This window comes from Lacrimispora sp., from assembly GCF_031982545.1.
GTDB lineage: Bacteria > Bacillota > Clostridia > Lachnospirales > Lachnospiraceae > Lacrimispora.
The window spans coordinates 199,991-222,115 of record NZ_DALYXB010000003.1 but is presented as its reverse complement, the minus strand read 5'-3'; the positions used below and the strand labels follow the sequence as shown (position 1 = coordinate 222,115).

Genomic DNA, 22,125 nt, shown 5'->3' with positions numbered 1-22,125 from the left:
GAATACTGTTGTTCCAACAGAAACGATATAGAATTATGCCTTTCATGAGAGACAAGTTACCAAATATGAAGATCCTATCAATACTCTGGTTGCAATGTTGGCACACTATTGGCCATGGTATTGGCTATCGGATCAGTTATATTATTATCGTGTAAATAATTTATTCGAATTTTGGATAAAAGGAAATAATTCAAATGGCATTACAACAGATAATTGATAATCAATATTATACAGGATTATCAGGAGAGGTTCTGTGCGTTGGTTTAGCACATGACAAGAAACGATGCAGTATGGTGCATAAGATCATGCAGATATAAATGATATTTGAACAGGGCCGTGCCAGACGCATGGCTCTATTTAATGAAACTTATGGACGTGACTTGATAAAATGCTTAACTGAATAAAATGCAACCACCTAAAATTGAAGTCTAAAAATAGAGATAATGATCATATTCCGCTTGCTTTTTCCTTTACAGAACTACCATTACAAACTATACTTTATTTAAATAGATTGATGATCATCTAAATGCCGTTATATTAGAATGAGAGGAATACCATGGAAATCGTTATCGTGACCGTACCAAACCTATATGGATTACATGCAAGGCCAGCCAGCTTGCTGTCAAAGCATGCTATGGGATTTATAAGTGAAATTACAGTCTATAAAAATGAAGACCTCACCAGGAAATATAATGCAAAGAATGTACTTTCCGTAATGGATATGAACGCAATCATGGGAGACAAGCTGACGTTTGAAGCCCAGGGCGAGGATGAAAAAGAAGCGATTTTATCCATAGCAAATTTTGTGGACAGCGGCTTTGGAGAATAGGAGACATTTTATGAGATTGAATCAGTTAACAAAAAATATATATTATACTGAATGTGATTCCAATAGCGATCGCCCTGTTTTGGGTTATATCTATGGGGATCGCTGTTCGGTAATGGTGGATGCAGGCAATTCTGCGAATCATGTGAAAGATTATAATTTTTTTCTTACCCAGCAAGGTTTAAAGAAGCCAAAATATTGTGTTATCACACACTGGCATTGGGATCATACCTATGGGATGCATGCCGTTGATGCGGAAACAATTGCACATGCAAAGACCAACCAGGAATTGATCAGAATGTCTTCCTGGGAATTTACAGATTCCAAAATGAAGGAACGGTTGATAACCGGAGAAGAAATTCCGTTTGCAGATGAGCACATTCGGGCAGAGTATCCAAAGTTGAAAGAAATAAGGGTAATTCCAGCAGTGATAACCTTTGAGCAAAAAATCGTGTTGGACTGCGGCAGCATTACGTGCGAATGTATGCACCTTCCCTCCGCCCATAGTGACGATTCCGTGGTTGTTTTCAATCCAGAGGAAAGAGTGATATTTTTAGGAGATATTTATAATGATGACTTTTATCAAAATCATTACAGAGATTTGGAAAAAACAAAGCAATTATATCAGGAATTAAGTAATATTGACTTTGAGTTGGCAGTGGTGGGCCACAGTGAGCCAGTTAGAAAAGAAAACATTTTGAACTTTTTGCACCGGTTCTTTTAAAAAGCAGGATGAATTAAGAGGGAATATTAATGACACAAGAAACAATAAATAGGATATTGCAATTTCGTGATGAACGCGACTGGAGACAATTTCATAATCCAAAAGATTTAGCGATATCAATTTCTCTGGAAGCGGCTGAACTATTGGAAGTCTTTCGGTGGAGTGCTGAGGATGTGAAATGCACAGAGAAGATGGACAAGATAAGAGAAGAATTAGCTGATGTAATAAATTACTGTGTGCTTATGGCAGATGCGTGCGGTCTTGATATAGATGAGATTGTACGGGCGAAGATTAAAAGAAATACTGAAAAGTATCCAGTAGAATTAGCTAAGGGCAGCAAGGAAAAATATGATCAACTGAAACAGAGATGATTCAGAAAAACGATTAGCACCAGTTCACGTAAGACAAGGGGGATGAGGATAAATGCCTCAATTTGATTATGAAGAAATCGGAAATCAATTAAATATTGATGGTAAGTATTATAATAGTCTTGATATAGAAGCATTCTCTCTTATGATGAAAAACCCGTCATACTGTTATAAGTTCTATTGGCTTGAGTCAATCGTTCATTTAATTTCAGAAGGCTTAAAAGAGACCAGTTTCAACGATTTAATTGATGAGATGATTGCAAATGCGTGGTATACGGTTTTAGAATTTCATATTCATCTAAGTGGTGTGATTGAAGGCAGTGTAAAAGATGGATTGGAAAGAGCTGTTTTTACTCTACAGGAGTTAAGCCAGCTTCCAGGAAATGCTTCCAAGATAGAAATTAAGAATAAAATAAAAAAGTATGATAAAGAATTGGCACTTTTTAAAGATCAGTTAACTCATATGATTCCGTATCGAGCGCTTTCAGGGTTTTTCGATAAGTGTCAGGAAAAAGCAGATTGGGGCAGTACTCAAAGAATGGTTTTTTATATTGAACGAGTCAATCAGATATCATTACTGCCCTATACACTTGGAACAGGAAGTAAACTTAAGAAAGAAGTCTATTTTAATGAATCATGGATAAAGATGATTCAGGATAATACCGTATCAATTCTTGGCTGGATTCAGTATGAAAAGGTAAAGTGGCTTCAAAATAATAATCCTGAAGTCCCAGGACTTATATATAAGCTGGCACCAATGGATGAAAAAATGCGCAGGATTAATAGTGTTAGGAAACTTTGGGAAGCAGTTTTGGATGAGAAACCTATCGTGGATGTCTTTAAGAATTCACCCATAGTAAAAGGAAGTTATGATGTGGATCATTTCATTCCTTGGTCCTTTGTAATGAATGATGAATTATGGAATTTAATGCCTATGGATTCCTCGTTAAATTCATCGAAAAGTAATAAGCTTCCAAAGTGGGATCCCTTTTTCAGGCGATTTGCAAGTAACCAGTATATTTTGTATGGCATAATTCATGATGAAAGAAAGCCAGATATTAGAAAAAAGTACGAGTCTTGCTATCGGGATAATTTACATTCCATTTGGGCTAATCAGGAGCTATATAGAAAGGGAAATTCTAAAGAGAAATTTTATCATATTCTTGAGAAAAACATGCAGCCGGTCTATGATTCGGCAAGAAGACAAGGGTACCAAATTTGGTAAAAGGGGTATGGGTACATGACAAAAGAAAAGTTGGCTGAAATTAGAAATGGCTTTGAAACGGCGTACGTTGATGGGACGTTTTCATCTAATCTGGCTTACAAGCCGCAGTTTGTTTCAAATAATCATAAAGAAGGTAAAAAAGTACTATCGACTATAGAAAATGAACTTTTAACATGTGATCAGTTTCAAATAAGTGTTGCGTTTATAACAATGGGCGGAATTACTCCCCTTCTTCAGACATTGAAAGAACTTGAGAAGAAAAACATTCCTGGGGAGATTCTAACAACCAATTATTTGAATTTTAGTGAACCTAAGGCACTAAAAAAGTTACATAAACTTAAAAATATTACTCTTAAAATGTTTGATGTAGAGGCCGCTGATAAAGGATTTCACACAAAGGGATATATATTTAAAAAGGAAGAAATCTATCGAATTATAATCGGTAGTTCCAATATTACAAGCGCAGCCTTAACAATTAATCGAGAATGGAATACAAAAGTTATATCTACTGAGCAGGGAGAGATGGCGCAGGAAATTATTGGAGAATTCTATGAACTTTGGGACTCCAGATATTCACTTAAGTTTGATGAATTTTATGAAAATTATGAAGAACGATATAATTCCATTAAGCGTCAACGTAAGATTGCCAAGCAAGACGAGATTCCATCTATTGAAAAATACAGATTACAGCCAAATAATATGCAGGTTGGGTTTATTACAAATCTTAGAAAAATATTAGATACTGGCAAAGAAAGAGCGCTTCTGATTTCAGCTACAGGAACAGGAAAAACTTATGCTTCAGCATTTGCAATGCGTGAGCTTGCGTTTAAAAGAGTATTATTTTTAGTTCATAGAGGGCAGCTTGCGCGTCAGTCCAGGAAATCTTATCAAAAGGTATTTTCTAAGTCAGTCTCAATGGGTTTAGTTGGAGCTGGATATCATGAATATGATTGTGATTTTGTATTTGCAACAGTTCAGACGTTGAACAAAGATGAACATTTATTTAAATATAATTATGATGAGTTTGATTGTATTATATTAGATGAAGCTCATCATATCTCTGCAGACACTTATCAAAAAGTAATGAATTATTTCAAACCCAGGCTTTGGCTTGGCATGACGGCAACCCCTGATACGCGAAATGATAAAGTTGCAGAGAAAAATATTTACGAAATTTTTAATTATCAGATAGCTTATGAGATTCGTCTTCAGCAGGCTATGGAAGAAAATATGCTTTGTCCATTTCATTATTTTGGTATCAGTGATATTTCAATGATGGATGAGAAGAAAATTAAAGCCAAAAACATTACCGAAAGAGATTTTAATCAATTAACAGGGGCTGAACGAGTACGTCATATTATTGAGCAGGCTAATTATTACGGATATAGTGGCGATAGAGTAAAGGGATTAATATTTTGTAGCCGAATAGACGAGTCTGAAAAACTATCAACTGAATTTAATCAGATTATTAATCCGTCAACTGGAAAATCATATAGAACAATTGCCTTGAATGGCAATTCCTCTGAAGAGGAACGGCAAGAAGCATTTGAGAGATTGGCAATGGATGAAGATGATAATTTTGAAAACAGACAACCCTTGGATTACATATTTTCAGTAGAAATTTTAAACGAAGGTGTAGATATCATAGAAGTTAATCAAGTAATTATGCTTCGACCTACTCAGTCACCGATTGTATTTATTCAGCAGCTGGGAAGAGGTCTAAGGAAAGCGGAAGGAAAAGAGTATGTTGTAATTCTAGATTTTATTGGTAATTATAATAATAACTTTATGATTCCAGTCGCATTATCAGGAGATCGTTCTTATAATCCAGACACGATTCGAAAATATATTATTAGTGGAAACAGTACGATACCGGGTGCTTCTACGATTCATTTTGACGAAATTGCGAAAGAAAAGATTTTTTCGTCAATTGATAAGATTAAAGGAATGAAATCGATTATAAGAGAAAGTTATATTTCTTTGAAAAATCGCTTGGGCAGAATTCCATATCTTTTAGATTTCTACGAAAATGGAGAAACTGATCCACTTGTAATTATCAGAGAATATAAGACCTATCAAAGTTTCATAGTGTCTGTAGAGAAGGAACTCTATATGGAGAAGATAACGGAACAGGAAATGATTACCTTAGAGTATTTGTCGAAAACGATACTGAGTGGAACAAGACCATATGAACTTGAAATATTAAAGCGCTTTTTAAATCGTGAAGTAATCTATTTGAATCAGATTAAACAGGAGTTTCAACATACTTACGGGTATGAGCTTGACCTAACCTCTTTTAATAATGCGATAGAAGTTCTGCAAGGAAAATTTGTAAGCAAAGAGGAAGAGTATAAAAAATACTGTCATATTGATATTGTAAAATACGATGAAATGAGAACATTACAAAGGCTTAAGGGTTTTACGGACCGTCTTCACCATACGGAATTCTACAAACAGGTCAATGATATTATTGAAGTAGGACTTAAAAGGTATAAGGAAAGGTATTTAATTAATCAGGAAAATGGCACTCCATTTGTTTTATATGAAAAATATTCGAGGCGTGATGTGAGCCTTTTAATGAATTGTGGTAAGGATTTATCCTCAATCATGTATGGTATGAAGCGAATAGATGAAGATGTGTTTATTTTTGTAACATATCATAAAGAGGAAAGTTCTGATGATAAAAATTATGTTGATGGAAAACCGGATTATGCAGATGCCTTTGAAGATAATATGATCTTTCGATGGGATTCTCAGATAGGGAGAGGAATTAATAGTTCTTATGTTGGGGATGTAATGACAGCACAGAGAAAACATCTTTTAGTTAAGAAAAGTGATGCAGAAACAGACTTCTATTATGTAGGACAGTTTGAAATATTGGAGGCTAAACCTGCTCGCAAGAAAGATAATTATGGAAAAGAACGTGATATTGCTAAATTCCAAATGAAGATGCATCATGCGGTTAGAGAGGATCTTTTGCGTTACTTGCAAAGTAATATTAAAAAAGAGGAAGTGAAGGCAGGATGAAAATAGTTAGAGTAGTAGCTGCAGTGATTAAGGATTTGAATGAAAAGGGAGAACCAATTATTTTTGCAACCCAACGAGGTTATGGAGATTTTAAAGGTGGTTGGGAATTTCCTGGTGGAAAAATTGAAAATGGTGAGACTCCTCGAGAGGCACTAGTGAGAGAGATTAAAGAAGAATTAGATACGGATATTTCAGTAGGAGAGTTGATCCATACAATTGAATATGATTATCCTACATTTCATCTGTCTATGGATTGTTTCTGGTCAGAAATTGTTGCCGGGGATCTGGTTTTGAAAGAACATGAGGATGCAAAATGGTTGACGAAGGAAGAGATGAATTCTGTGGGCTGGCTACCAGCGGATATAACTTTGGTAGATAAAATTCGTATGTCTATATAGATTCTTATTCCATCATTATTTAAAGTAGGTGATAATTTTGAAAAAACGTTCAGAAGTAATAGCTTTATGTATGAAATTAAAAGAGGTCTATGAGGATTATCCATTTCACGATGCAAACTGGACCTTAATTCGCCATAAAACCAATAAGAAAGCATTTGCCTGGATCTATGAGAGGGAAGGCAACATCTGGATAAACGTTAAATGTGACCCAGAGTGGAGAGATTTCTGGAGAAGCACATTTACTTCTGTAATACCGGCATATCATCAGAATAAAGAACATTGGAATTCCATAATTCTCGATGGAACAATTCCAGATAAAGATATTATCAGAATGATTGGAGAGAGTTATGAGCTTACAAAAGACAAAAAGAAATCAGTTAAGAATTAAGTATGGGATTGCATTTGTATTGCTTCTGTTTATAGAAGTGATAATTGCATTATATGTACATGATTCTTTTGTACGGCCATATGTAGGAGATATGCTGGTAGTAATTTTAGTGTATAGTTTCATGAGGATCATTATACCGGAAAAATGCAGATTACTTCCATTGTATGTCTTTTTATTTGCAGCAGGAATAGAGGTATTGCAATATTTCAAATTAGTACACCTACTTGGGGTGGGAGATAACAGGTTTTTACGAATCGTATTAGGTTCGGTGTTTGATATAAAGGATATTGCATGTTACGGTGTTGGGTGTATGTTGCTTGAAGTATTGGAGAGGATAAAAAGCAGAAGTATACTTTAAATATGGCTGAATACCAGATTATATACAACATAAGGCCGCTCTAAGTGGGTTATGGGCGAAGAAATATAACTTTGAAAGCGCTGTGGGGTTAAATCAAGGAATAGCTTTTGAATAGCCCATAACAAAAAACGATGCAGTATTGCGTATAAGATTCTTTCTTTATAGGAAGTATTTAAATCAGTGTAAAAATAATCAATACATCAATTTCAAGAAAAACACGGAGGTATGAAAGCCTCCGCTTTTCAATTTATAATGATAGCCATCAAGTATCTTACCGAAAAGAGGTGAAATCCATGTTCACAGAACGACAGTGTCAGATCCTGGCTTTTTTATCCGGCGTAGATTCCTGGGTACAAGGATCGGTTCTTGCAGAAATGATAGGTGCCAGCAACCGTACATTACAAAATGAGATCAAAAATATAAACAGCGTTATTTCTCAAAACAATCTGTCTGGGGAGCCTGGAATTATATCCAATAACAGACTTGGCTATCGGCTGAAGGATGATCAGAGCACGCTGCAATACATCCTTAACGAAACCATACGTAAGAAAGCCAGTAAAGACAAGTATATACATTCCAAGCATATCCTGATGCTGCTGCTGTTTGAAAAGGATTACATCAGTATCGGAACGATAGCAGATCGATTGTTTTATTCCAAATCATCCGTAAGCGCAGATATCCCGCAGGTAAAGCGCATCATTGCAAGAAATGCAGGAGCTGTTCTGAAAATATCAAGCAATAAAGGGATCCGTCTGGACGCGCCGGAAAATACGAAACGGATTCTTTGCATGAAAACGATCACAGGCAGCTGTGATTACTTTCAAACCACTGAAGTTATGAAAATGATTTTTGAGGATCAGAAAAAGATGGAATCAATGATAGGAAGAATTTTTACTAAATTTGATTTCATCGTAAGCGGAGAGGCCTATTCTGACTTTGCTTTGTATCTTCTCATTTCCATTGCAAGGACAAGAATGGGTTTTGAAGAAGATATGCCATGTGACAGCCTCCCTCTTTCTGACATTACCAATGAAATCGTTGATCAGGTGAAAGCGGAATTCGACTATTCGTTCAGTGAAGCGGAAAAGCAGTCCATGGAAGGACGGATTCAGGAGCTTAATATCGTCTGCAAAAATCCCATAGCAAATGTTGACATCGGGAGAAACATAGATGAATTTATACACCAGGTAGCTGCAGAAACCGGATATAAAATAAAAGTCAGTAAAGATTTAAAAGCTGCCATGGCGGATCACATGGAACGCATGATCAGGAGAATCCGAAGCGGCAGAACCAATGTGGGCAATTACACCAAGGATCTGTTATCCCGTTATCCCATGGAATTGCACCTGCTAAAAACATGCCTTTGCCAGTCACTGAATATTGACATCCCAGATGCAGAATTGGGATATCTCATACTCTATCTTGCAACAGCCGTTGAATCAGAGCGTAAGAAAATAGATGTGCTGCTTGTCAGTGACAATAGTGCAAGCAGTATATATAATCTGGAAAATAAGTTAAAGAAGAGCAATGGGGAACAGATCGGAACCATCACTGCAATTCCAATGTATTTATTCGAAAATAAGAGAAGCAAGTACAAAGGAGAAACACAACTTTTGCTGACAACAGAAAGGGAACTGGCTCTGGTCGATAAGAGATTTTTTTATCTCGATCTGTTCATTAACAATCATCAGCTCAGTCAGTTAAAGAAAAAGACGGAGGAGATGCTGGCGGAATGGAAGATAGGCAGAATGAAGCTCCAGATCGAAAAATATTTGAAACCAGGATATAAAATAAAGGTATCTGGTGAATGTAACAGCATAAAAGAACTGCTTGAGAATCTGGATATTCCATTTGAAGAGAAGGTTACAACCATTGAAAGTATTGGGAGTAAAGTACTTTATATCATTTCACATGACAGAAGTGGAGAAAATCTATTTCGCAAAATCGAGCTGGAACAGCCATTCCAGTTTGGCGGCAAACAGATTACAACCATCTGGCTGATCCATTTTGGAGGAGATGGTGATATCGTGGAATTTTTTGATTTCGTCACTGCACAGATTGCAAGTATGCCATAATACATTCTTTTTCGCTATTAATGACGAAAAAGTTTGAATTTCGAATTATTTTTTTGTACATTATAATAACATTATCAGGGAAACGCATGTACGAGAAAAAGGAGGAGTTTAGTATGGCAAAAAACTATAATGCACTAGCTGATGATATTGTGAAAGGCCTTGGCGGAGCGGATAACATTATCAAAATCTTTCACTGTGCAACCAGGGTTCGTACTCAGTTATTAAATAAGGATCAGGCAGACTTAGACGCACTAAAAAGGAATCCGGATATCCTTGGCGTGGTGGAAAGCGCTGGAGGTGTACAGGTAGTAGTCGGAAATGATGTAGCAAAGGTATACGATATCATAATCAATAAATTTGATATAAAGGAAAATATTGCAGGGAGTGAGAAATTAAGTGCACCTTCAGGGGATAAGACAGAGAAGCAGGGTGTTTTATCCATGTTTCTAAATGTGCTGTCGGCAATCATTGGCCCTGCGATTCCTCTGATTATGTGCAGCGGTCTTATTTCCGCAATCCTTGTGATTATGACAAAACTGGGACTCAGTACAGAGGGTACAACCTATACCATCATCAAAATGTTTGGGAATGCAGCACTTTATTTTCTCCCAGTATTTCTGGCATACACTTCAGCGAAGAAATTTGGCTGCGATATCATGATGAGTGTATTCTTTGGTGTTATTTTTATCAGCCCCACTCTGATTGGGTTTACCAGCCTGGGCGGCCCCGTACATCTTTTCGGACTGCCGGTAAAAGCGGTAGATTATTCTTCAACGGTAATACCTGTAATTTTCACAATCTGGGTATTTAAGTATGTGGAGAGATTTGTTGAAAAAATAATACCGGCAGCCATTAAGTTTGTCTTTAAACCACTGTTGTGTGTAATCATAATGATGCCTGTTATGTTGTGTGTCACAGGACCTGTTGGAAGTTATTTAGGAGATGCTCTTCTTTCAGTTATGGGAGCAGTGAACAGTGCAGCACCCTGGGCGACTGTACTTGTAATCGGCAGTCTCGCACCACTTCTTGTATTAACCGGCATGCATCTCGCACTTATTCCGCTGGTCATGACAATGTTTTCAACAGTGGGATATGACAATATGTTATTTACAGCATTTATTGGAATGAATTTTTCCCAGTTTGGCGTTGCGCTGGCCTGCCTGTTTAAAACAAAAAATAAGAATTTAAGGACACTTGCTTCATCTTGTGCAATCACATCATTTCTGGCAGGTGTTACGGAACCCACATTATATGGTATCTGCGTAAGAATGAAGAGACCGCTGATCGCAACCTGGATCGCCTGCGTTGTCAATGCCGTATTCTGTGCCATCTTTTCCATTAAAGTATTTAATTTTGGAGCCCCATCCTTCTTTACCATGCCGATATTCATGAATCCGGATGGAAGTATGAACAATTTCTATTTTGCTGTTGCAGCTGTTGTTATTACAATTGCAGTGAGCTTTGCGGCAACATGGATTCTTGGATTTGATGACAGTGTATATGGGGAAGAAACAGCTGCTTCATAATGAATAATAAGGAAAATGCCAGTTTCTTTGCAGGACTGGCATTTTTCAACAAAGGAGATGAGTGAATGATTTCAACCAGAATTAATAAAACAGAAAAAATAGCTGATGATTTATATGTTATTACCGAGACAGAGAGCGTTCATTGCTACCTTCTGATTGGAGAAGAAAAAGCATTGTTAATTGACTGCGGTTATGGATATGAGGACATTCACCCAATTATTCAGTCAATTACAATGCTGCCCGTCATTCTGGCAGTAACCCATGGAGATCCGGATCACGCATTAGGGGCCGGGCACTTTGGGGATCTGTGGATTCACCCTCTGGATTACGGAAAACTTCTGATGAACGACAATCCGTCTGTAAAGAGTAAGATGCTGACTTACCGCCTCAATAAGATGCCCCAGCTAAAAGGTGCAATAGAGGAAGATATCTATATCAATACACCCATTTCCCAGAAACTGAACCCTCATTTTCTGCTGAATCATGATGTGATCGATCTGGGCGGAAAACATGTGGAGATTTTCCATACGCCAGGTCACAGCTATGGTCACATTATGTTTCTGGAACAGGAAACAGGAAGACTTTTTTCGGGAGATCAGCTGACCGCAAATAATATCTGGCATTTTTTAAGCAGCGACGAACAGGCTGCATTTTCAGAGACCTTCAACAGCTTGAAGCGTCTGGGAGAAGCCAGGGACCGGATCACTGCCCTTTATCCCGCACATAATAAATCCCCTGTTGGGATTGAGTATCTGGATGATTTAGTAGAATGCTTTGACCATGAGCTGGAAGAAAACTACAAAGAAGACGTGCCGTTTCAGTCACCAATGGGCGAAGGATATAAACATCGATATAAGACCGTTGATTTAATCTATTCCGATGAGCGCCTGGCTGATTTCCTGGGACACAGAATTCAACGATAGGAGGACAGCAATATGATTTTTCCAGAAGATTTTTTGTGGGGCGGAGCAACTGCAGCAAACCAGTGTGAAGGCGGATACCAGGAGGGTGGTAAGGGCATTACCATCCAGGACCTTGTAAAAGGCGGCAGCAGGAACTCTCCAAGAATGTTTGAAAGCAGGATAGAAGCCGATCAGTTCTATCCCAGTCATCAGGCGGTAGACTTTTACAACCATTATAAAGAGGATATAAAATATTTTGGTGAAATGGGATTTCGATGCTATCGAATGAGCATAAGCTGGGCGAGAATCTTTCCAAATGGAGATGACATTCAGCCAAATGAAGAAGGTCTTAAGTTCTACGACGATATTTTTAATGAGTGCAGAAAATATAAGATCGAGCCAATGGTCACATTAAGTCATTTTGATATGCCATGGAGTCTAACTGTCCGAAAGAATGGCTTTCTGTCACGGGATACAATCAATGATTTTGTCCGATATGCAGAGTGTGTAATAAACTATTATAAAGGAAAGGTCCGCTACTGGCTGACATTTAACGAAATTAATTTTGGTATACTGGAAATGGGAGCTTACAATTCACTTGGGATCGTTCAGCCAGAAGATTTGGAAACCGATGATTTTATACCAAAAAGCAGGTTGAAAAGGGATAGACAGCAGCAATTCCAGGCACTGCATCACCAGTTTATCGCAAGTGCCATGGTAACCCGGCTGGCACATGAGATTGATCCGCAAAATAAAGTGGGTTGTATGATAAGCCACATCACCCAATACCCTCTGACCTGCGATCCACAGGACATTCTTGAAACTCAGAAAAAGGACAGAATACTGAACAAGTTCTGCGGTGATGTGATGGTCTGGGGCAGCTATCCCAAATACATGGAAACCTATATGCGTGATAATCAAATAGAAATTAAAAAGCAGCCAGAGGATATGGAGATCCTGAAAAATGGCTGTGTTGATTACTACGCGTTCAGCTATTATATGACCAACTGCTCTACAGTCCGCACTGATGTGGAACAAGTGAATGGAAATCTGATGGGCGGAGCAAAAAACCCATATTTAAAAGCCAGTGAATGGGGGTGGCAGATCGATCCTTCCGGCCTTCAGTATACTTTAAATAATCTTTGGGACAGATATCATATCCCCCTTATGATTGTGGAAAATGGCCTTGGCGCGCCGGATGTCATATCCCCAGATGGAAAAATACATGACGATTACCGCATCAACTACCTTACCGATCACATCAAAGCGATTGGTGCTGCGATCAGTGAGGGGGCTAATGTCATGGGCTACACCGTATGGTCTGCCATAGATTTAATCAGTGCAGGAACAGGTGAAATGTACAAACGATATGGTCTTGTCTATGTTGACCGCTATGATGATGGAACTGGTGACTTTAAGAGAATTCCTAAGGATAGTTTTTATTGGTATAAAAAGTGTATTGAGTCCAATGGGGAAAATCTTGAATAGAGAACGTAAGAATTCTATTTAGATAAAATTGAGAAAAAGCAGGCAGTGATATTACTGTCTGCTTTTTCTCAGCTAATGGCTACACCCAATTATACAGTCTCTGTTTCCCTAAAAATAAATCGAAAAATAAGTCTGACAACTGGTCCGCAATAAAACATCTGATATAAAATTGCCATTGGGAAATTCATGGCCCACGTCTGTATCCAGGTTCCCATTCCCGGCTCTTTGAAAAGTATTGTTGCAATCAGACTCATAACCGGGCACATAATGCAACAAATGCAGATCGATATCGCATATGTAATAAATTGAGGTCTGTCATCCGGTCTTATCACTCTAAAAGCAAGCATCTTTGCTAATTTCCCTACCACAAAAAATTCCAAAATAAATGCGATTGGAGCCATGACAGGCAATTCATGAAGTGCTGCAATAAATGTCCCGGTTGTAATCCCTCTCATATTCAGGGCGACGTTGTAAACAATCATTCCATATACCATTACAACTGCCATGATAGCAGTAAAAATGACGTCTTGAAATTTGTTTTTTGGCATAAAAAAATCCTCCTTAGTGATTATGAATGTGTTGTTCGTTATCATCCGGGAGGAGTGTGCGTTTCCAATTATGTACCATATTTAAAATTAGCTCAGTTAGTATAACATAAAAATTAATAGTATGTAAGCTTTTATTTTGTTTTTTAATAAATTTGGATTTTCCAGCCTGGTTCCAGGCATTATCACTGCTTACTGTGTCAGAACTCTGGGGATAGTATCATCTGTTTTAATGCATTTGCAGCAATGCTCAGGCAGCGGCTGGTATTTTCCACCAGACAGATGCTGCGTCTGGGAATCGGTTCTTCCAGAGGGATGGAGAAAACATCCCCGTTTTCAAGGGCTTCTCTGGCGAAGCGTTCCGGGATAAAACCGATACCCAGGTCATTTTTAATCATAGGCATCAGCTGATTGGTGGATGCCACTTCTATATCCGGCTTAAAAACCAGATCATACTTTAAGAGGAGGTTTGAAAAAAACTCATAAGTTACGGTATCCTTACCGAGACAGACAAATGGGTACTGAACCAGCTCCGACAGATGGTGGGGGGTGTCTTTTAAAAAGGAATAATGTCTCCCCCCAATCAATATTTCCTGAAACGACTTTAAACATGTTTCTTTCAGTGGAGGTTTGATATTAGAAGGAGTGGTCACAACTGCAAAGTGAACCAGACGGTTCTTTAGAACCTGGATTGCCTGTGGTGTGGAGTGAGTAAGAATACGAAGATGTATACCGGGATGGGTACTGTGAAATGCCCCAAGTATAGGGAGAAGATGACCGTGAAGGGCAGTATCACTGACACTGATGGTGATCGTACCTCCGCTTAAGTTTTTGTCATTGATCAGTTCCAGCTCAGCCGCTCTGAACTGTTCCTGGGCTATTTTTACATGGGAATAGAGCTTCTCCCCCTCTGGTGTCAAAGAAATGCCGCGGTTGGATCGCACGAAAAGCTTACACCCTAATTGATGTTCTAAATTGTTTATGAAACGTGAAATATTGGACTGGTTGGCTGAAAGGAGCCCGGCGGCTTTGGAAAAGCTTTTGCATGTAGCGACATAATAAAAAATTCTGTAATAGTCATATGTAATATCCATAGATCCCCCTTTTATCTGCTATATAAATATTAGATAACTGACATACAATAAATACATTTTACATATATTAACAGCTATTATATACTTCTAGATATAAGAAGTAAAGTGTATCCCCATATTTTACCTTAAGACCAACAGTTTCCCGGTCTTTTATTAATAATACGAATTTATATCGTTTCGTTCACAATCTACATATCAAGTCCGTCTTCCCATAATAACCTTCCTTATCCGTTTATTGTATCTCTTTATATACGGTTTTTTTATCGTCTCTAAGTTAATAAATTAACGATTAATTTTGCGGTTTTATCCCTTGAATCATACGATTATCGCCCATTTTGACTAAGATATCGTTAAAAGTGCTAAAAATTAATCATAAAAAATCCTATTGTTTATAATAAGTTATTAGTATTTTTAAATACAGGCAAAAGGAATTAGAATGAACCATAGAAACAATGTTAAAAAAATCACTATCAAAGGAGATAACAAAGATGAACCAATTAATCCAATCATTAGTAGAACGTTCCAGAAATGCACAGCGGGTTCTGCGTTCCTATGACCAGGAAAAGACAGATGCGATTGTAAAGATGTTTGCAAAAGTTATTTTTGACAATGCTGAACCGCTTGCAAAGCTTGCTGTTGAGGAAAGTCGGATGGGCGTTTACGAAGACAAGGTCACTAAGAATAGAGGAAAATCCAGAATCATCTGGAATGCATTAAAGGGTAAAAGGTCCATTGGCGTCATTGGAACAGATGAGGAAGCAGGGTTGATTGAGGTGGCAAAGCCAATGGGCGTCATTGCAGCTGCCACACCGTGCACCAACCCCATTGTTACCCCCATGTGTAATGCCATGTATGCCGTAAAATGCCAGAATACGATTATTATTGCACCTCACCCGCGCAGTAAAAAATGTGCCATGGCAGTAGCTGAACTGTATTACAAAGAACTGGACCGTATGGGAGTTCCAAGAGATATTTTCCTGGTAATCGAGGAACCGTCTATCGAGCTTACCAATGAACTGATGGCTGCCTGTGATGTTGTTCTGGCGACCGGCGGTGCTGGTGTTGTAAAGTCCGCTTATTCCAGCGGAAAACCAAGCTATGGTGTGGGACCCGGCAATGTACAGGGACTGATTGATGAAGGAATCGATTACAAGGCTGCAGCAGGAAGAATGATAGCCAGCCGTATCTTTGATAATGGCATTATCTGTTCCGGAACCCAGACAATCATAGCCCCCGAGAAGGATTACGATACCGTGATAAAGGAATTCGTGTCTCAGGGAGCATTCTACATTGATGATAAAGCGGTAATTGATAAACTGGCAGAAGTGGTATTTCCCAATGGTGTAATCAATAAAAAAGTAGTTGGCCAGTCAGTCAAAACCATCGCAGACCTTGCCGGGATTTCCGTTCCCCAGGGCACAAAGGTCATAATTGTAAAACCTGAGAAACATGGGGCAGGAGTTGTATGGAGCAAGGAAAAGATGTGTCCGATGATGGCTGCATACAGCTATCAGACATGGGAAGAGGCGGTTCAGATCGCATATGACAATCTGGTATATGAAGGTGAGGGCCATTCAGCAGACATTCAGTCCAACGATAAAAATCACATTGAATATGCAGGTTTAAAGCTTCCCGTAAGCCGGGTGGTAGTCAATCAGACCTGTTCCAGCATGGCAGGCGGTGCGTTTGCAAACTCCTTAAATCCCACCACCACACTGGGGTGCGGAAGCTGGGGCAACAATGCAATCAGCGAGAACCTGTTCTATACCCACCTGATGAACAAGAGCCGGATAGCATTTGTAAAAAAGGATTGGAAACAGCCGACGGATGAAGAGATTTTTGCATAGGGAGGCTTGAAATGAAAGAAATTATTTTAAAATCCCAGATATCCTACTACGATACCTGTAAAGAATTTGCCAGAGAGTTCCACCTTGGAAGCGGTGATCTCATACTGACCAACGAATACATATACAAACCATATTTCGGAACACTTGGGCTGAATGTCCATACCATTTTTCAGGAGAAATATGGGACGGGAGAGCCCACAGATATCATGGTGGATGCCATCCTTGAAGCAGCTGCAAAGACGGACTGCAAACGGATTATAGCCATAGGCGGCGGCACGGTGATTGATATCGCCAAGGTTATGGCAGTGTCTGCAGGGGACCCGCTGGATTCCCTCTATGCCGAACCTGAAAAAATCCAAAAGAAACGGGAACTTGTGATTCTGCCCACAACCTGCGGAACTGGAAGTGAAGTCACCAATATTTCCATTATCAACCGGACCAGACTGGGAACAAAGGTAGGACTTGTGTCACCCCATATGTATGCAGATGAGGCGGTGCTGGTTCCGGAACTTTTAAACGGACTGCCAATTGCGGTGTTTGCCACCAGCTCCATTGATGCTCTGGTTCACGCGGTGGAGTCCAGCCTGTCTCCCAAGGCAACGCCATTTACAAAGCTCTTTGGTTACAAAGCCATTGAAATGATTATCAGGGGATATCAGAAGATTGCAGCCGAAGGAATCGATGCAAGGCTTCCTCTTATGAAGGATTTTCTGATTGCAGGCAATTATGCAGGAATAGCATTCGGAACGGCAGGCTGTGCGGCTGTCCACGCCACCAGCTATCCGTTGGGAGGAACCTATCACGTCGCTCACGGGGAGAGCAACTATGCCATGTTTACAGGGGTGCTTAAAAATTACATGGAGATCAGGCAGGATGGCGAGATTGCAGTGATGAATCAGTTTCTTGGAGGATTGCTGGGATGCGATAATGATGTGGTTTATGACAGGCTTGATGAACTGCTTGGAACAATTCTTCCAAAGAAGACGCTTCGCCAGTATGGTGTAAAGCAGGAAGAACTTGCTGTATTTACAAAGAGTGTCATGGAACAGCAGGGACGTCTTATGGCAAACAACTTTGTCCCCCTTGATGCGGGCCGGGTGCTTAAAATTTATCAGGAACTGTATTAATCAGGCTGTCAATGATGGAAATAAAACTGCGTTCCCAGATGGGTGACCAGGGTCGGAGCGCATGAAAAGGAGAAGAAGATTATGGCATTAATGACTGGTGAAGAATATGTGGAAAGTATGCGGAAACTAAAACTTAATATTTACATGTTTGGGGAGAAGATTGAAAACCCCATTGACCATCCGATTTTAAGACCATCCCTTAATTCGGTGAAAGCTACCTACGATCTGGCTCAGCTTCCGGAATACGAGGATCTGATGACAGTAACTTTAGATGATGGACGTAAAATCAACCGATTTGCCAACATTCACAGAAGCACGGATGATTTAATTAAAAAGGTTAAAATGCAACGGCTCTGCGGACAGAAAACAGCTGCCTGCTTCCAGCGGTGTGTGGGAATGGATGCATTTAATGCGGAATGGTCAACTACCTATGAAATTGATGCGAAATACGGCACCAGTTATCATGAGAATTTTAAAAAGTATCTCCGTATGGTACAGGATAAGGATTTGACCGTAGACGGAGCAATGACGGATCCAAAGGGTGACAGGGGGCTGGCACCTCATGCACAGCCAGACCCGGATATGTATTTAAGAGTTGTGGAGCGAAGATATGACGGAATCGTAGTCAGAGGCGCAAAGGCACATCAGACAGGTATTATCAACTCACAGGAAGTGATTGTCATGCCTACCGTTGCCATGGGACCGGATGATAAGGATTATGCAGTATCCTTTGCAGTTCCAGTGGATGCAGAGGGAATCGTAATGATTATCGGAAGGCAGTCCTGCGATACCAGAAAGCTGGAAGGGTCCCAGATGGATGTGGGCAACAGTGAATTTGGAGGCGTAGAGGCACTGGTTGTATTTGATGGCGTATTCGTCCCCAATGACCGCATTTTCCTCAATGGTGAATTTGAGTATGCCGGTATGCTGGTAGAACGGTTCGCCGGATACCACAGGCAGTCCTACGGCGGATGCAAGGTTGGCGTAGGTGATGTTTTAATTGGAGCGGCAGCCCTGGCAGCGGATTATAACGGCGTGCCCAAGGTTTCCCATATTAAGGATAAACTGATTGAGATGACTCATTTAAATGAAACACTTTACTGCTGCGGCATTGCATGTTCCGCGGAAGGGACGCCCACCGATTCCGGTAATTATATCATCGACCTGTTACTTGCCAATGTATGTAAGCAGAATGTGACCAGATATCCCTATGAGATTGCACGTCTGGCAGAGGATATTGCAGGAGGTCTTATGGTAACCGCCCCATCTGAGAAGGATTTAAACGATCCGGTTGTAGGGGGCTATGTGGATAAATATTTAAAGGGAATTGAAGGCGTATCCACCGAAAACCGTCTCAGGATCCTGCGTTTAATTGAAAATCTGACCCTTGGAACCGCTGCAGTGGGATACAGGACCGAATCCCTGCATGGAGCTGGATCGCCCCAGGCACAGAGGATTATGATTTCCCGTCAGGGTAATATTGGAAGAAAAAAAGAGCTCGCAAAAGCGATTGCAAAAATAAAGGATTAAAAACCCATTTTAGACCTAAGAGGGAGGTTGGACGCAGGTATGAATTGGAGAGAAATCTATACTTCAAAATTAAAGCCGATAAAAGAGGCTGTTAAGGTGGTAAAATCCGGCGACAAAGTGGTGATTGGCCATGCAGTGGGCGAACCCATTAAACTGGTGGATGCAATGACTGAGTACGCGGTACAGGCGGATTTAAGAGACATAGAAATATACCAGCAGGTGGATATGGGGCATTCCCTTTATGCACAGCCGGGGATGGAGAAACATTTCCGGGAGAACAGTTTATTTCTTGGAGCAAAGACCAGAGATTGTGTGAACAGTGGTCGGGGAGATTTTACCCCATGCTATTTTTACCAGGCACCAGAATTTTATCGCAGCACAAAGAAACCAGATGTGGTTTTCGTCACGTTATCCCTGCCGGATGAGCACGGATACTGTAGTTTCGGTGTATCCTGTGACTATACAAAACCGGCGGCAGAAGTTGAGGGCGCCAAGGTGGTTGCTGCAGTAAATCCCAATATGCCAAGAACGCTGGGAGACAGCTTTATCCATGTATCCGATATTGATGTGATTGTGGAAGATGACACCCCCATACCCGAGCTTGGACTTCCGCAGATTGGGGATGTGGAAATGGCAATTGGGGAGCACATTGCTTCTATGGTGAACGATGGGGACTGTCTGCAGCTTGGTATCGGAGCAATTCCGGATGCAGTCCTTAAATTCCTAGATAACAAAAAAGATCTGGGCATTCATTCTGAGATGATATCAGATGGTGTGATTGATTTATATGAAAAGGGAGTCATTAATTGTGCAGCCAAGAATTATAACAGAGGAAAAATAGTCGTGTCATTCCTTATGGGCAGCCGCAAACTGTATGATTTTGCAGACGATAACCCCAGTGTCTATATGGCACCGGTAGATTATGTCAATCACCCGGTCATTATCGGACAGAATGATAATATGGTATCCATCAATTCTTCGGTTGAAGTGAACCTGATGGGGGAGGCGTGCTCCGAGGCTATGGGGCTGAAGCAGTTTTCCGGAATCGGCGGACAGGTGGACTTTATCAGGGGAGCTTCCTTCTCAAAAGGCGGCAGGTCCATCCTGGCATTTCCTTCCACTGCCAAAAAGGGAACGGTTTCCAGGATTGTACCCTATCTGACTCAGGGAGGAACCGTAACCACATCCAGAAATGATGTTGACTATATCGTTACAGAGCATGGAATCGCTAAGATGAAAGGCAATACGCTCAGAGAACGGGCCCGGCAGCTGATCCGCATTGCGGCACCGCAGTTTCAGGACGTTCTTGCAGAAGAATTTGAGAGACGTTTTGCTGAAAAATATAAGGAGGTGTAGCCGTATGAACTGGAGAGAAATCTATGCTTCAAAATTGAAAACTCCTCAGGAGGCTGTAAAGATTATTCACTCAGGAGATACCGTTCTGATTGGCCATGCAGCTGCGGAGCCGGATTGTCTTGTAAACGCAATGGTTGATTATGCGGTGGAACAGGATTTGAGAGAAATACATATTGTCCAGCAGCATGATATGGGAACCTGTAAATTTTTTGAGCCTGGGCTGGAGAAGCATTTTAAATACGCATCCCTCTTCATAGGTGCCCGCAGCAGGAATTATGTTGCAGAGGGAAAAGGGGATTTTGTTCCCGTATTTTTCAACCGTATCCCAGACTATGTGACCAATATGGACCCGGCAGAAGTATTCCTTGTGACATTGTCTGAGCCGGATGAGCATGGTTATTGCAGCTATGGACTGTCCTGCGATTTCGCCAAGGAAGCAGGAGAGCGGCCGGGGACAAAGGTAATCGGTGCGGTAAATCCCAACATGCCAAGGGTGATGGGTGATAATTTCATTCACGTCAGTAATCTGGAAGCTATTGTGGAGAGTGATGAACCAATCCACGAACATGGCCGTCCGGTTATTGGAGAGGTGGAGGAAAAAATAGGCGCCAATATAGCTTCGCTGGTACAGGATGGGGACTGTCTGCAGCTTGGAATCGGTGCAATTCCTGATGCAGTGCTTAAATTTCTCGGTGATAAAAAGGATTTGGGAATCCATTCCGAGATGATTTCCGATGGGTTGATGGATCTGTATGAGACAGGAGCAATTACCGGTAAAAGGAAAAATATTGATAAAGGAAGAATGGTCATTACCTTTATGATGGGCACAAAGGAGTTGTATGACTTTGTCAACGATAATCCTGCCATCTGCATGAAACCGGTGAGTTATGTCAATGATCCGTTCATCATAAGCCAGAATGACAATGTGGTATCCATTAACTCAGCTTTGCAGACGGATTTAATGGGTCAGGTCTGTGCAGAGACAATCGGATTAAAGCAGTACTCGGCAGTGGGCGGACAGATGGACTTTGTAAGGGGAGCGTCCGCATCCAAAGGCGGAAGGTCAATCATTGCCTTCGGAGCCACCACCAAGGGGGGAACCATATCGAAGATAGTTCCATTTCTGACACAGGGGGCAGCTGTTACCACAAGCAGAAATGATGTGGATTATATTGTGACAGAGTACGGGGTCGCTCATCTAAAAGGAAAATCTTTAAGAGCAAGAGCAAGGGCTTTAATCAATATTGCAGCACCTGCATTTCGGGATGATCTGTCAGTGGAATTTGAGAAGCGTTTTGGGGAAGCACTATAACAATGTACG

Annotated in this window: 20 protein-coding genes; 18 read left to right on the top strand and 2 right to left on the bottom strand. The window is 40.3% G+C overall.

Annotation, left to right across the window (positions count from 1 at the left end; genetic code table 11):
- The first annotated feature begins 194 nt into the window (after positions 1 to 194).
- From ABS301_RS06960 to ABS301_RS06900, 13 genes are all read left to right on the top strand, one after another.
- Positions 195 to 317 (top strand): hypothetical protein, encoded by a 123-nt coding sequence (locus tag ABS301_RS06960; RefSeq protein ID WP_349671530.1) that lies wholly within the window; start codon positions 195 to 197, stop codon positions 315 to 317.
- A gap of 239 nt (positions 318 to 556) precedes the next feature.
- Positions 557 to 829: an HPr family phosphocarrier protein gene (locus tag ABS301_RS06955; protein WP_349671529.1), complete on the top strand. Its 273-nt coding sequence runs from the start codon at positions 557 to 559 to the stop codon at positions 827 to 829.
- Between the two features lie 10 nt (positions 830 to 839).
- Complete coding sequence (locus tag ABS301_RS06950) at positions 840 to 1,550, top strand: MBL fold metallo-hydrolase (protein ID WP_349671528.1); 711 nt, start codon at positions 840 to 842, stop codon at positions 1,548 to 1,550.
- A 29-nt stretch (positions 1,551 to 1,579) separates the two neighbouring features.
- The gene (locus ABS301_RS06945) at positions 1,580 to 1,921 is read left to right on the top strand and encodes a nucleotide pyrophosphohydrolase (protein ID WP_349671527.1); all 342 of its coding nucleotides are present in this window, start codon (positions 1,580 to 1,582) and stop codon (positions 1,919 to 1,921) included.
- A 52-nt stretch (positions 1,922 to 1,973) separates the two neighbouring features.
- Positions 1,974 to 3,143, top strand: a complete 1,170-nt coding sequence (locus tag ABS301_RS06940; protein ID WP_349671526.1) for an HNH endonuclease domain-containing protein — start codon at positions 1,974 to 1,976, stop codon at positions 3,141 to 3,143.
- 15 nt (positions 3,144 to 3,158) lie between these two features.
- Positions 3,159 to 6,170 (top strand): DEAD/DEAH box helicase, encoded by a 3,012-nt coding sequence (locus ABS301_RS06935; RefSeq protein WP_349671525.1) that lies wholly within the window; start codon positions 3,159 to 3,161, stop codon positions 6,168 to 6,170.
- The gene (locus tag ABS301_RS06930) at positions 6,167 to 6,568 is read left to right on the top strand and encodes a (deoxy)nucleoside triphosphate pyrophosphohydrolase (protein WP_349671524.1); all 402 of its coding nucleotides are present in this window, start codon (positions 6,167 to 6,169) and stop codon (positions 6,566 to 6,568) included. The genes ABS301_RS06935 and ABS301_RS06930 overlap by 4 nt, the downstream gene beginning before the upstream one ends.
- Before the next feature lie 37 nt (positions 6,569 to 6,605).
- Positions 6,606 to 6,956, top strand: coding sequence for an MmcQ/YjbR family DNA-binding protein (locus tag ABS301_RS06925; RefSeq protein ID WP_349671523.1), 351 nt, complete (start codon positions 6,606 to 6,608; stop codon positions 6,954 to 6,956).
- On the top strand, positions 6,916 to 7,314 hold the full coding sequence (locus ABS301_RS06920; protein WP_349671522.1) for a ribosomal maturation YjgA family protein: 399 nt from the start codon (positions 6,916 to 6,918) through the stop codon (positions 7,312 to 7,314). Before ABS301_RS06925 ends, ABS301_RS06920 begins: the two co-directional genes overlap by 41 nt.
- A gap of 293 nt (positions 7,315 to 7,607) precedes the next feature.
- Positions 7,608 to 9,389, top strand: coding sequence for a BglG family transcription antiterminator (locus ABS301_RS06915; RefSeq protein WP_349671521.1), 1,782 nt, complete (start codon positions 7,608 to 7,610; stop codon positions 9,387 to 9,389).
- A gap of 113 nt (positions 9,390 to 9,502) precedes the next feature.
- Entirely contained in the window at positions 9,503 to 10,915 is a 1,413-nt protein-coding gene (locus ABS301_RS06910) for a PTS transporter subunit EIIC (protein WP_349671520.1), read from the top strand.
- A gap of 65 nt (positions 10,916 to 10,980) precedes the next feature.
- Entirely contained in the window at positions 10,981 to 11,838 is an 858-nt protein-coding gene (locus ABS301_RS06905; RefSeq protein WP_349671519.1) for an MBL fold metallo-hydrolase, read from the top strand.
- A 12-nt stretch (positions 11,839 to 11,850) separates the two neighbouring features.
- Positions 11,851 to 13,305, top strand: a complete 1,455-nt coding sequence (locus ABS301_RS06900; protein ID WP_349671518.1) for a glycoside hydrolase family 1 protein — start codon at positions 11,851 to 11,853, stop codon at positions 13,303 to 13,305.
- An 89-nt stretch (positions 13,306 to 13,394) separates the two neighbouring features.
- On the opposite strand, the gene ABS301_RS06895 is transcribed toward ABS301_RS06900, so the two are convergent.
- Together ABS301_RS06895 and ABS301_RS06890 are read right to left on the bottom strand one after the other, a co-directional pair.
- The gene (locus tag ABS301_RS06895) at positions 13,395 to 13,853 is read right to left on the bottom strand and encodes a DUF2798 domain-containing protein (RefSeq protein WP_349671517.1); all 459 of its coding nucleotides are present in this window, start codon (positions 13,851 to 13,853) and stop codon (positions 13,395 to 13,397) included.
- Between the two features lie 197 nt (positions 13,854 to 14,050).
- Positions 14,051 to 14,944 carry a LysR family transcriptional regulator gene (locus tag ABS301_RS06890; protein WP_349671516.1) on the bottom strand — a complete coding sequence of 298 codons (894 nt, stop codon included), beginning with the start codon at positions 14,942 to 14,944 and terminating at the stop codon, positions 14,051 to 14,053.
- 488 nt (positions 14,945 to 15,432) lie between these two features.
- Here ABS301_RS06890 and ABS301_RS06885 point away from each other — a divergent pair, with 488 nt between their 5' ends.
- The 5 genes from ABS301_RS06885 to ABS301_RS06865 all read left to right on the top strand — a co-directional run bounded on the left by ABS301_RS06885 (position 15,433) and on the right by ABS301_RS06865 (position 22,116).
- Entirely contained in the window at positions 15,433 to 16,791 is a 1,359-nt protein-coding gene (locus ABS301_RS06885; protein ID WP_349671515.1) for an aldehyde dehydrogenase family protein, read from the top strand.
- Positions 16,792 to 16,802: 11 nt separating this feature from the next.
- Complete coding sequence (locus ABS301_RS06880; protein ID WP_349671514.1) at positions 16,803 to 17,918, top strand: 4-hydroxybutyrate dehydrogenase; 1,116 nt, start codon at positions 16,803 to 16,805, stop codon at positions 17,916 to 17,918.
- 81 nt (positions 17,919 to 17,999) lie between these two features.
- A complete protein-coding gene (locus tag ABS301_RS06875; RefSeq protein WP_349671513.1) occupies positions 18,000 to 19,448 on the top strand; it encodes a 4-hydroxyphenylacetate 3-hydroxylase family protein in 1,449 nt (482 codons plus the stop codon).
- A 39-nt stretch (positions 19,449 to 19,487) separates the two neighbouring features.
- On the top strand, positions 19,488 to 20,804 hold the full coding sequence (locus tag ABS301_RS06870; RefSeq protein WP_104436964.1) for an acetyl-CoA hydrolase/transferase family protein: 1,317 nt from the start codon (positions 19,488 to 19,490) through the stop codon (positions 20,802 to 20,804).
- Between the two features lie 4 nt (positions 20,805 to 20,808).
- On the top strand, positions 20,809 to 22,116 hold the full coding sequence (locus ABS301_RS06865; RefSeq protein ID WP_349671512.1) for an acetyl-CoA hydrolase/transferase family protein: 1,308 nt from the start codon (positions 20,809 to 20,811) through the stop codon (positions 22,114 to 22,116).
- Positions 22,117 to 22,125: the final 9 nt, after the last annotated feature.

What these genes read in the sequence shown, in the direction of transcription:
- ABS301_RS06865 (WP_349671512.1), top strand. Translation starts at nt 20,809, where the DNA reads ATGAACTGGAGAGAAATCTATGCTTCAAAATTGAAAACTCCTCAGGAG.
- ABS301_RS06905 (WP_349671519.1), top strand. Translation starts at nt 10,981, where the DNA reads ATGATTTCAACCAGAATTAATAAAACAGAAAAAATAGCTGATGATTTA.
- ABS301_RS06920 (WP_349671522.1), top strand. Translation starts at nt 6,916, where the DNA reads ATGAGCTTACAAAAGACAAAAAGAAATCAGTTAAGAATTAAGTATGGG.
- ABS301_RS06945 (WP_349671527.1), top strand. Translation starts at nt 1,580, where the DNA reads ATGACACAAGAAACAATAAATAGGATATTGCAATTTCGTGATGAACGC.
- ABS301_RS06950 (WP_349671528.1), top strand. Translation starts at nt 840, where the DNA reads ATGAGATTGAATCAGTTAACAAAAAATATATATTATACTGAATGTGAT.
- ABS301_RS06895 (WP_349671517.1), bottom strand. Translation starts at nt 13,853, where the DNA reads ATGCCAAAAAACAAATTTCAAGACGTCATTTTTACTGCTATCATGGCA.
- ABS301_RS06890 (WP_349671516.1), bottom strand. Translation starts at nt 14,944, where the DNA reads ATGGATATTACATATGACTATTACAGAATTTTTTATTATGTCGCTACA.
- ABS301_RS06910 (WP_349671520.1), top strand. Translation starts at nt 9,503, where the DNA reads ATGGCAAAAAACTATAATGCACTAGCTGATGATATTGTGAAAGGCCTT.
- ABS301_RS06955 (WP_349671529.1), top strand. Translation starts at nt 557, where the DNA reads ATGGAAATCGTTATCGTGACCGTACCAAACCTATATGGATTACATGCA.
- ABS301_RS06935 (WP_349671525.1), top strand. Translation starts at nt 3,159, where the DNA reads ATGACAAAAGAAAAGTTGGCTGAAATTAGAAATGGCTTTGAAACGGCG.
- ABS301_RS06880 (WP_349671514.1), top strand. Translation starts at nt 16,803, where the DNA reads ATGAAAGAAATTATTTTAAAATCCCAGATATCCTACTACGATACCTGT.
- ABS301_RS06870 (WP_104436964.1), top strand. Translation starts at nt 19,488, where the DNA reads ATGAATTGGAGAGAAATCTATACTTCAAAATTAAAGCCGATAAAAGAG.
- ABS301_RS06885 (WP_349671515.1), top strand. Translation starts at nt 15,433, where the DNA reads ATGAACCAATTAATCCAATCATTAGTAGAACGTTCCAGAAATGCACAG.
- ABS301_RS06900 (WP_349671518.1), top strand. Translation starts at nt 11,851, where the DNA reads ATGATTTTTCCAGAAGATTTTTTGTGGGGCGGAGCAACTGCAGCAAAC.
- ABS301_RS06940 (WP_349671526.1), top strand. Translation starts at nt 1,974, where the DNA reads ATGCCTCAATTTGATTATGAAGAAATCGGAAATCAATTAAATATTGAT.
- ABS301_RS06960 (WP_349671530.1), top strand. Translation starts at nt 195, where the DNA reads ATGGCATTACAACAGATAATTGATAATCAATATTATACAGGATTATCA.
- ABS301_RS06930 (WP_349671524.1), top strand. Translation starts at nt 6,167, where the DNA reads ATGAAAATAGTTAGAGTAGTAGCTGCAGTGATTAAGGATTTGAATGAA.
- ABS301_RS06875 (WP_349671513.1), top strand. Translation starts at nt 18,000, where the DNA reads ATGGCATTAATGACTGGTGAAGAATATGTGGAAAGTATGCGGAAACTA.
- ABS301_RS06915 (WP_349671521.1), top strand. Translation starts at nt 7,608, where the DNA reads ATGTTCACAGAACGACAGTGTCAGATCCTGGCTTTTTTATCCGGCGTA.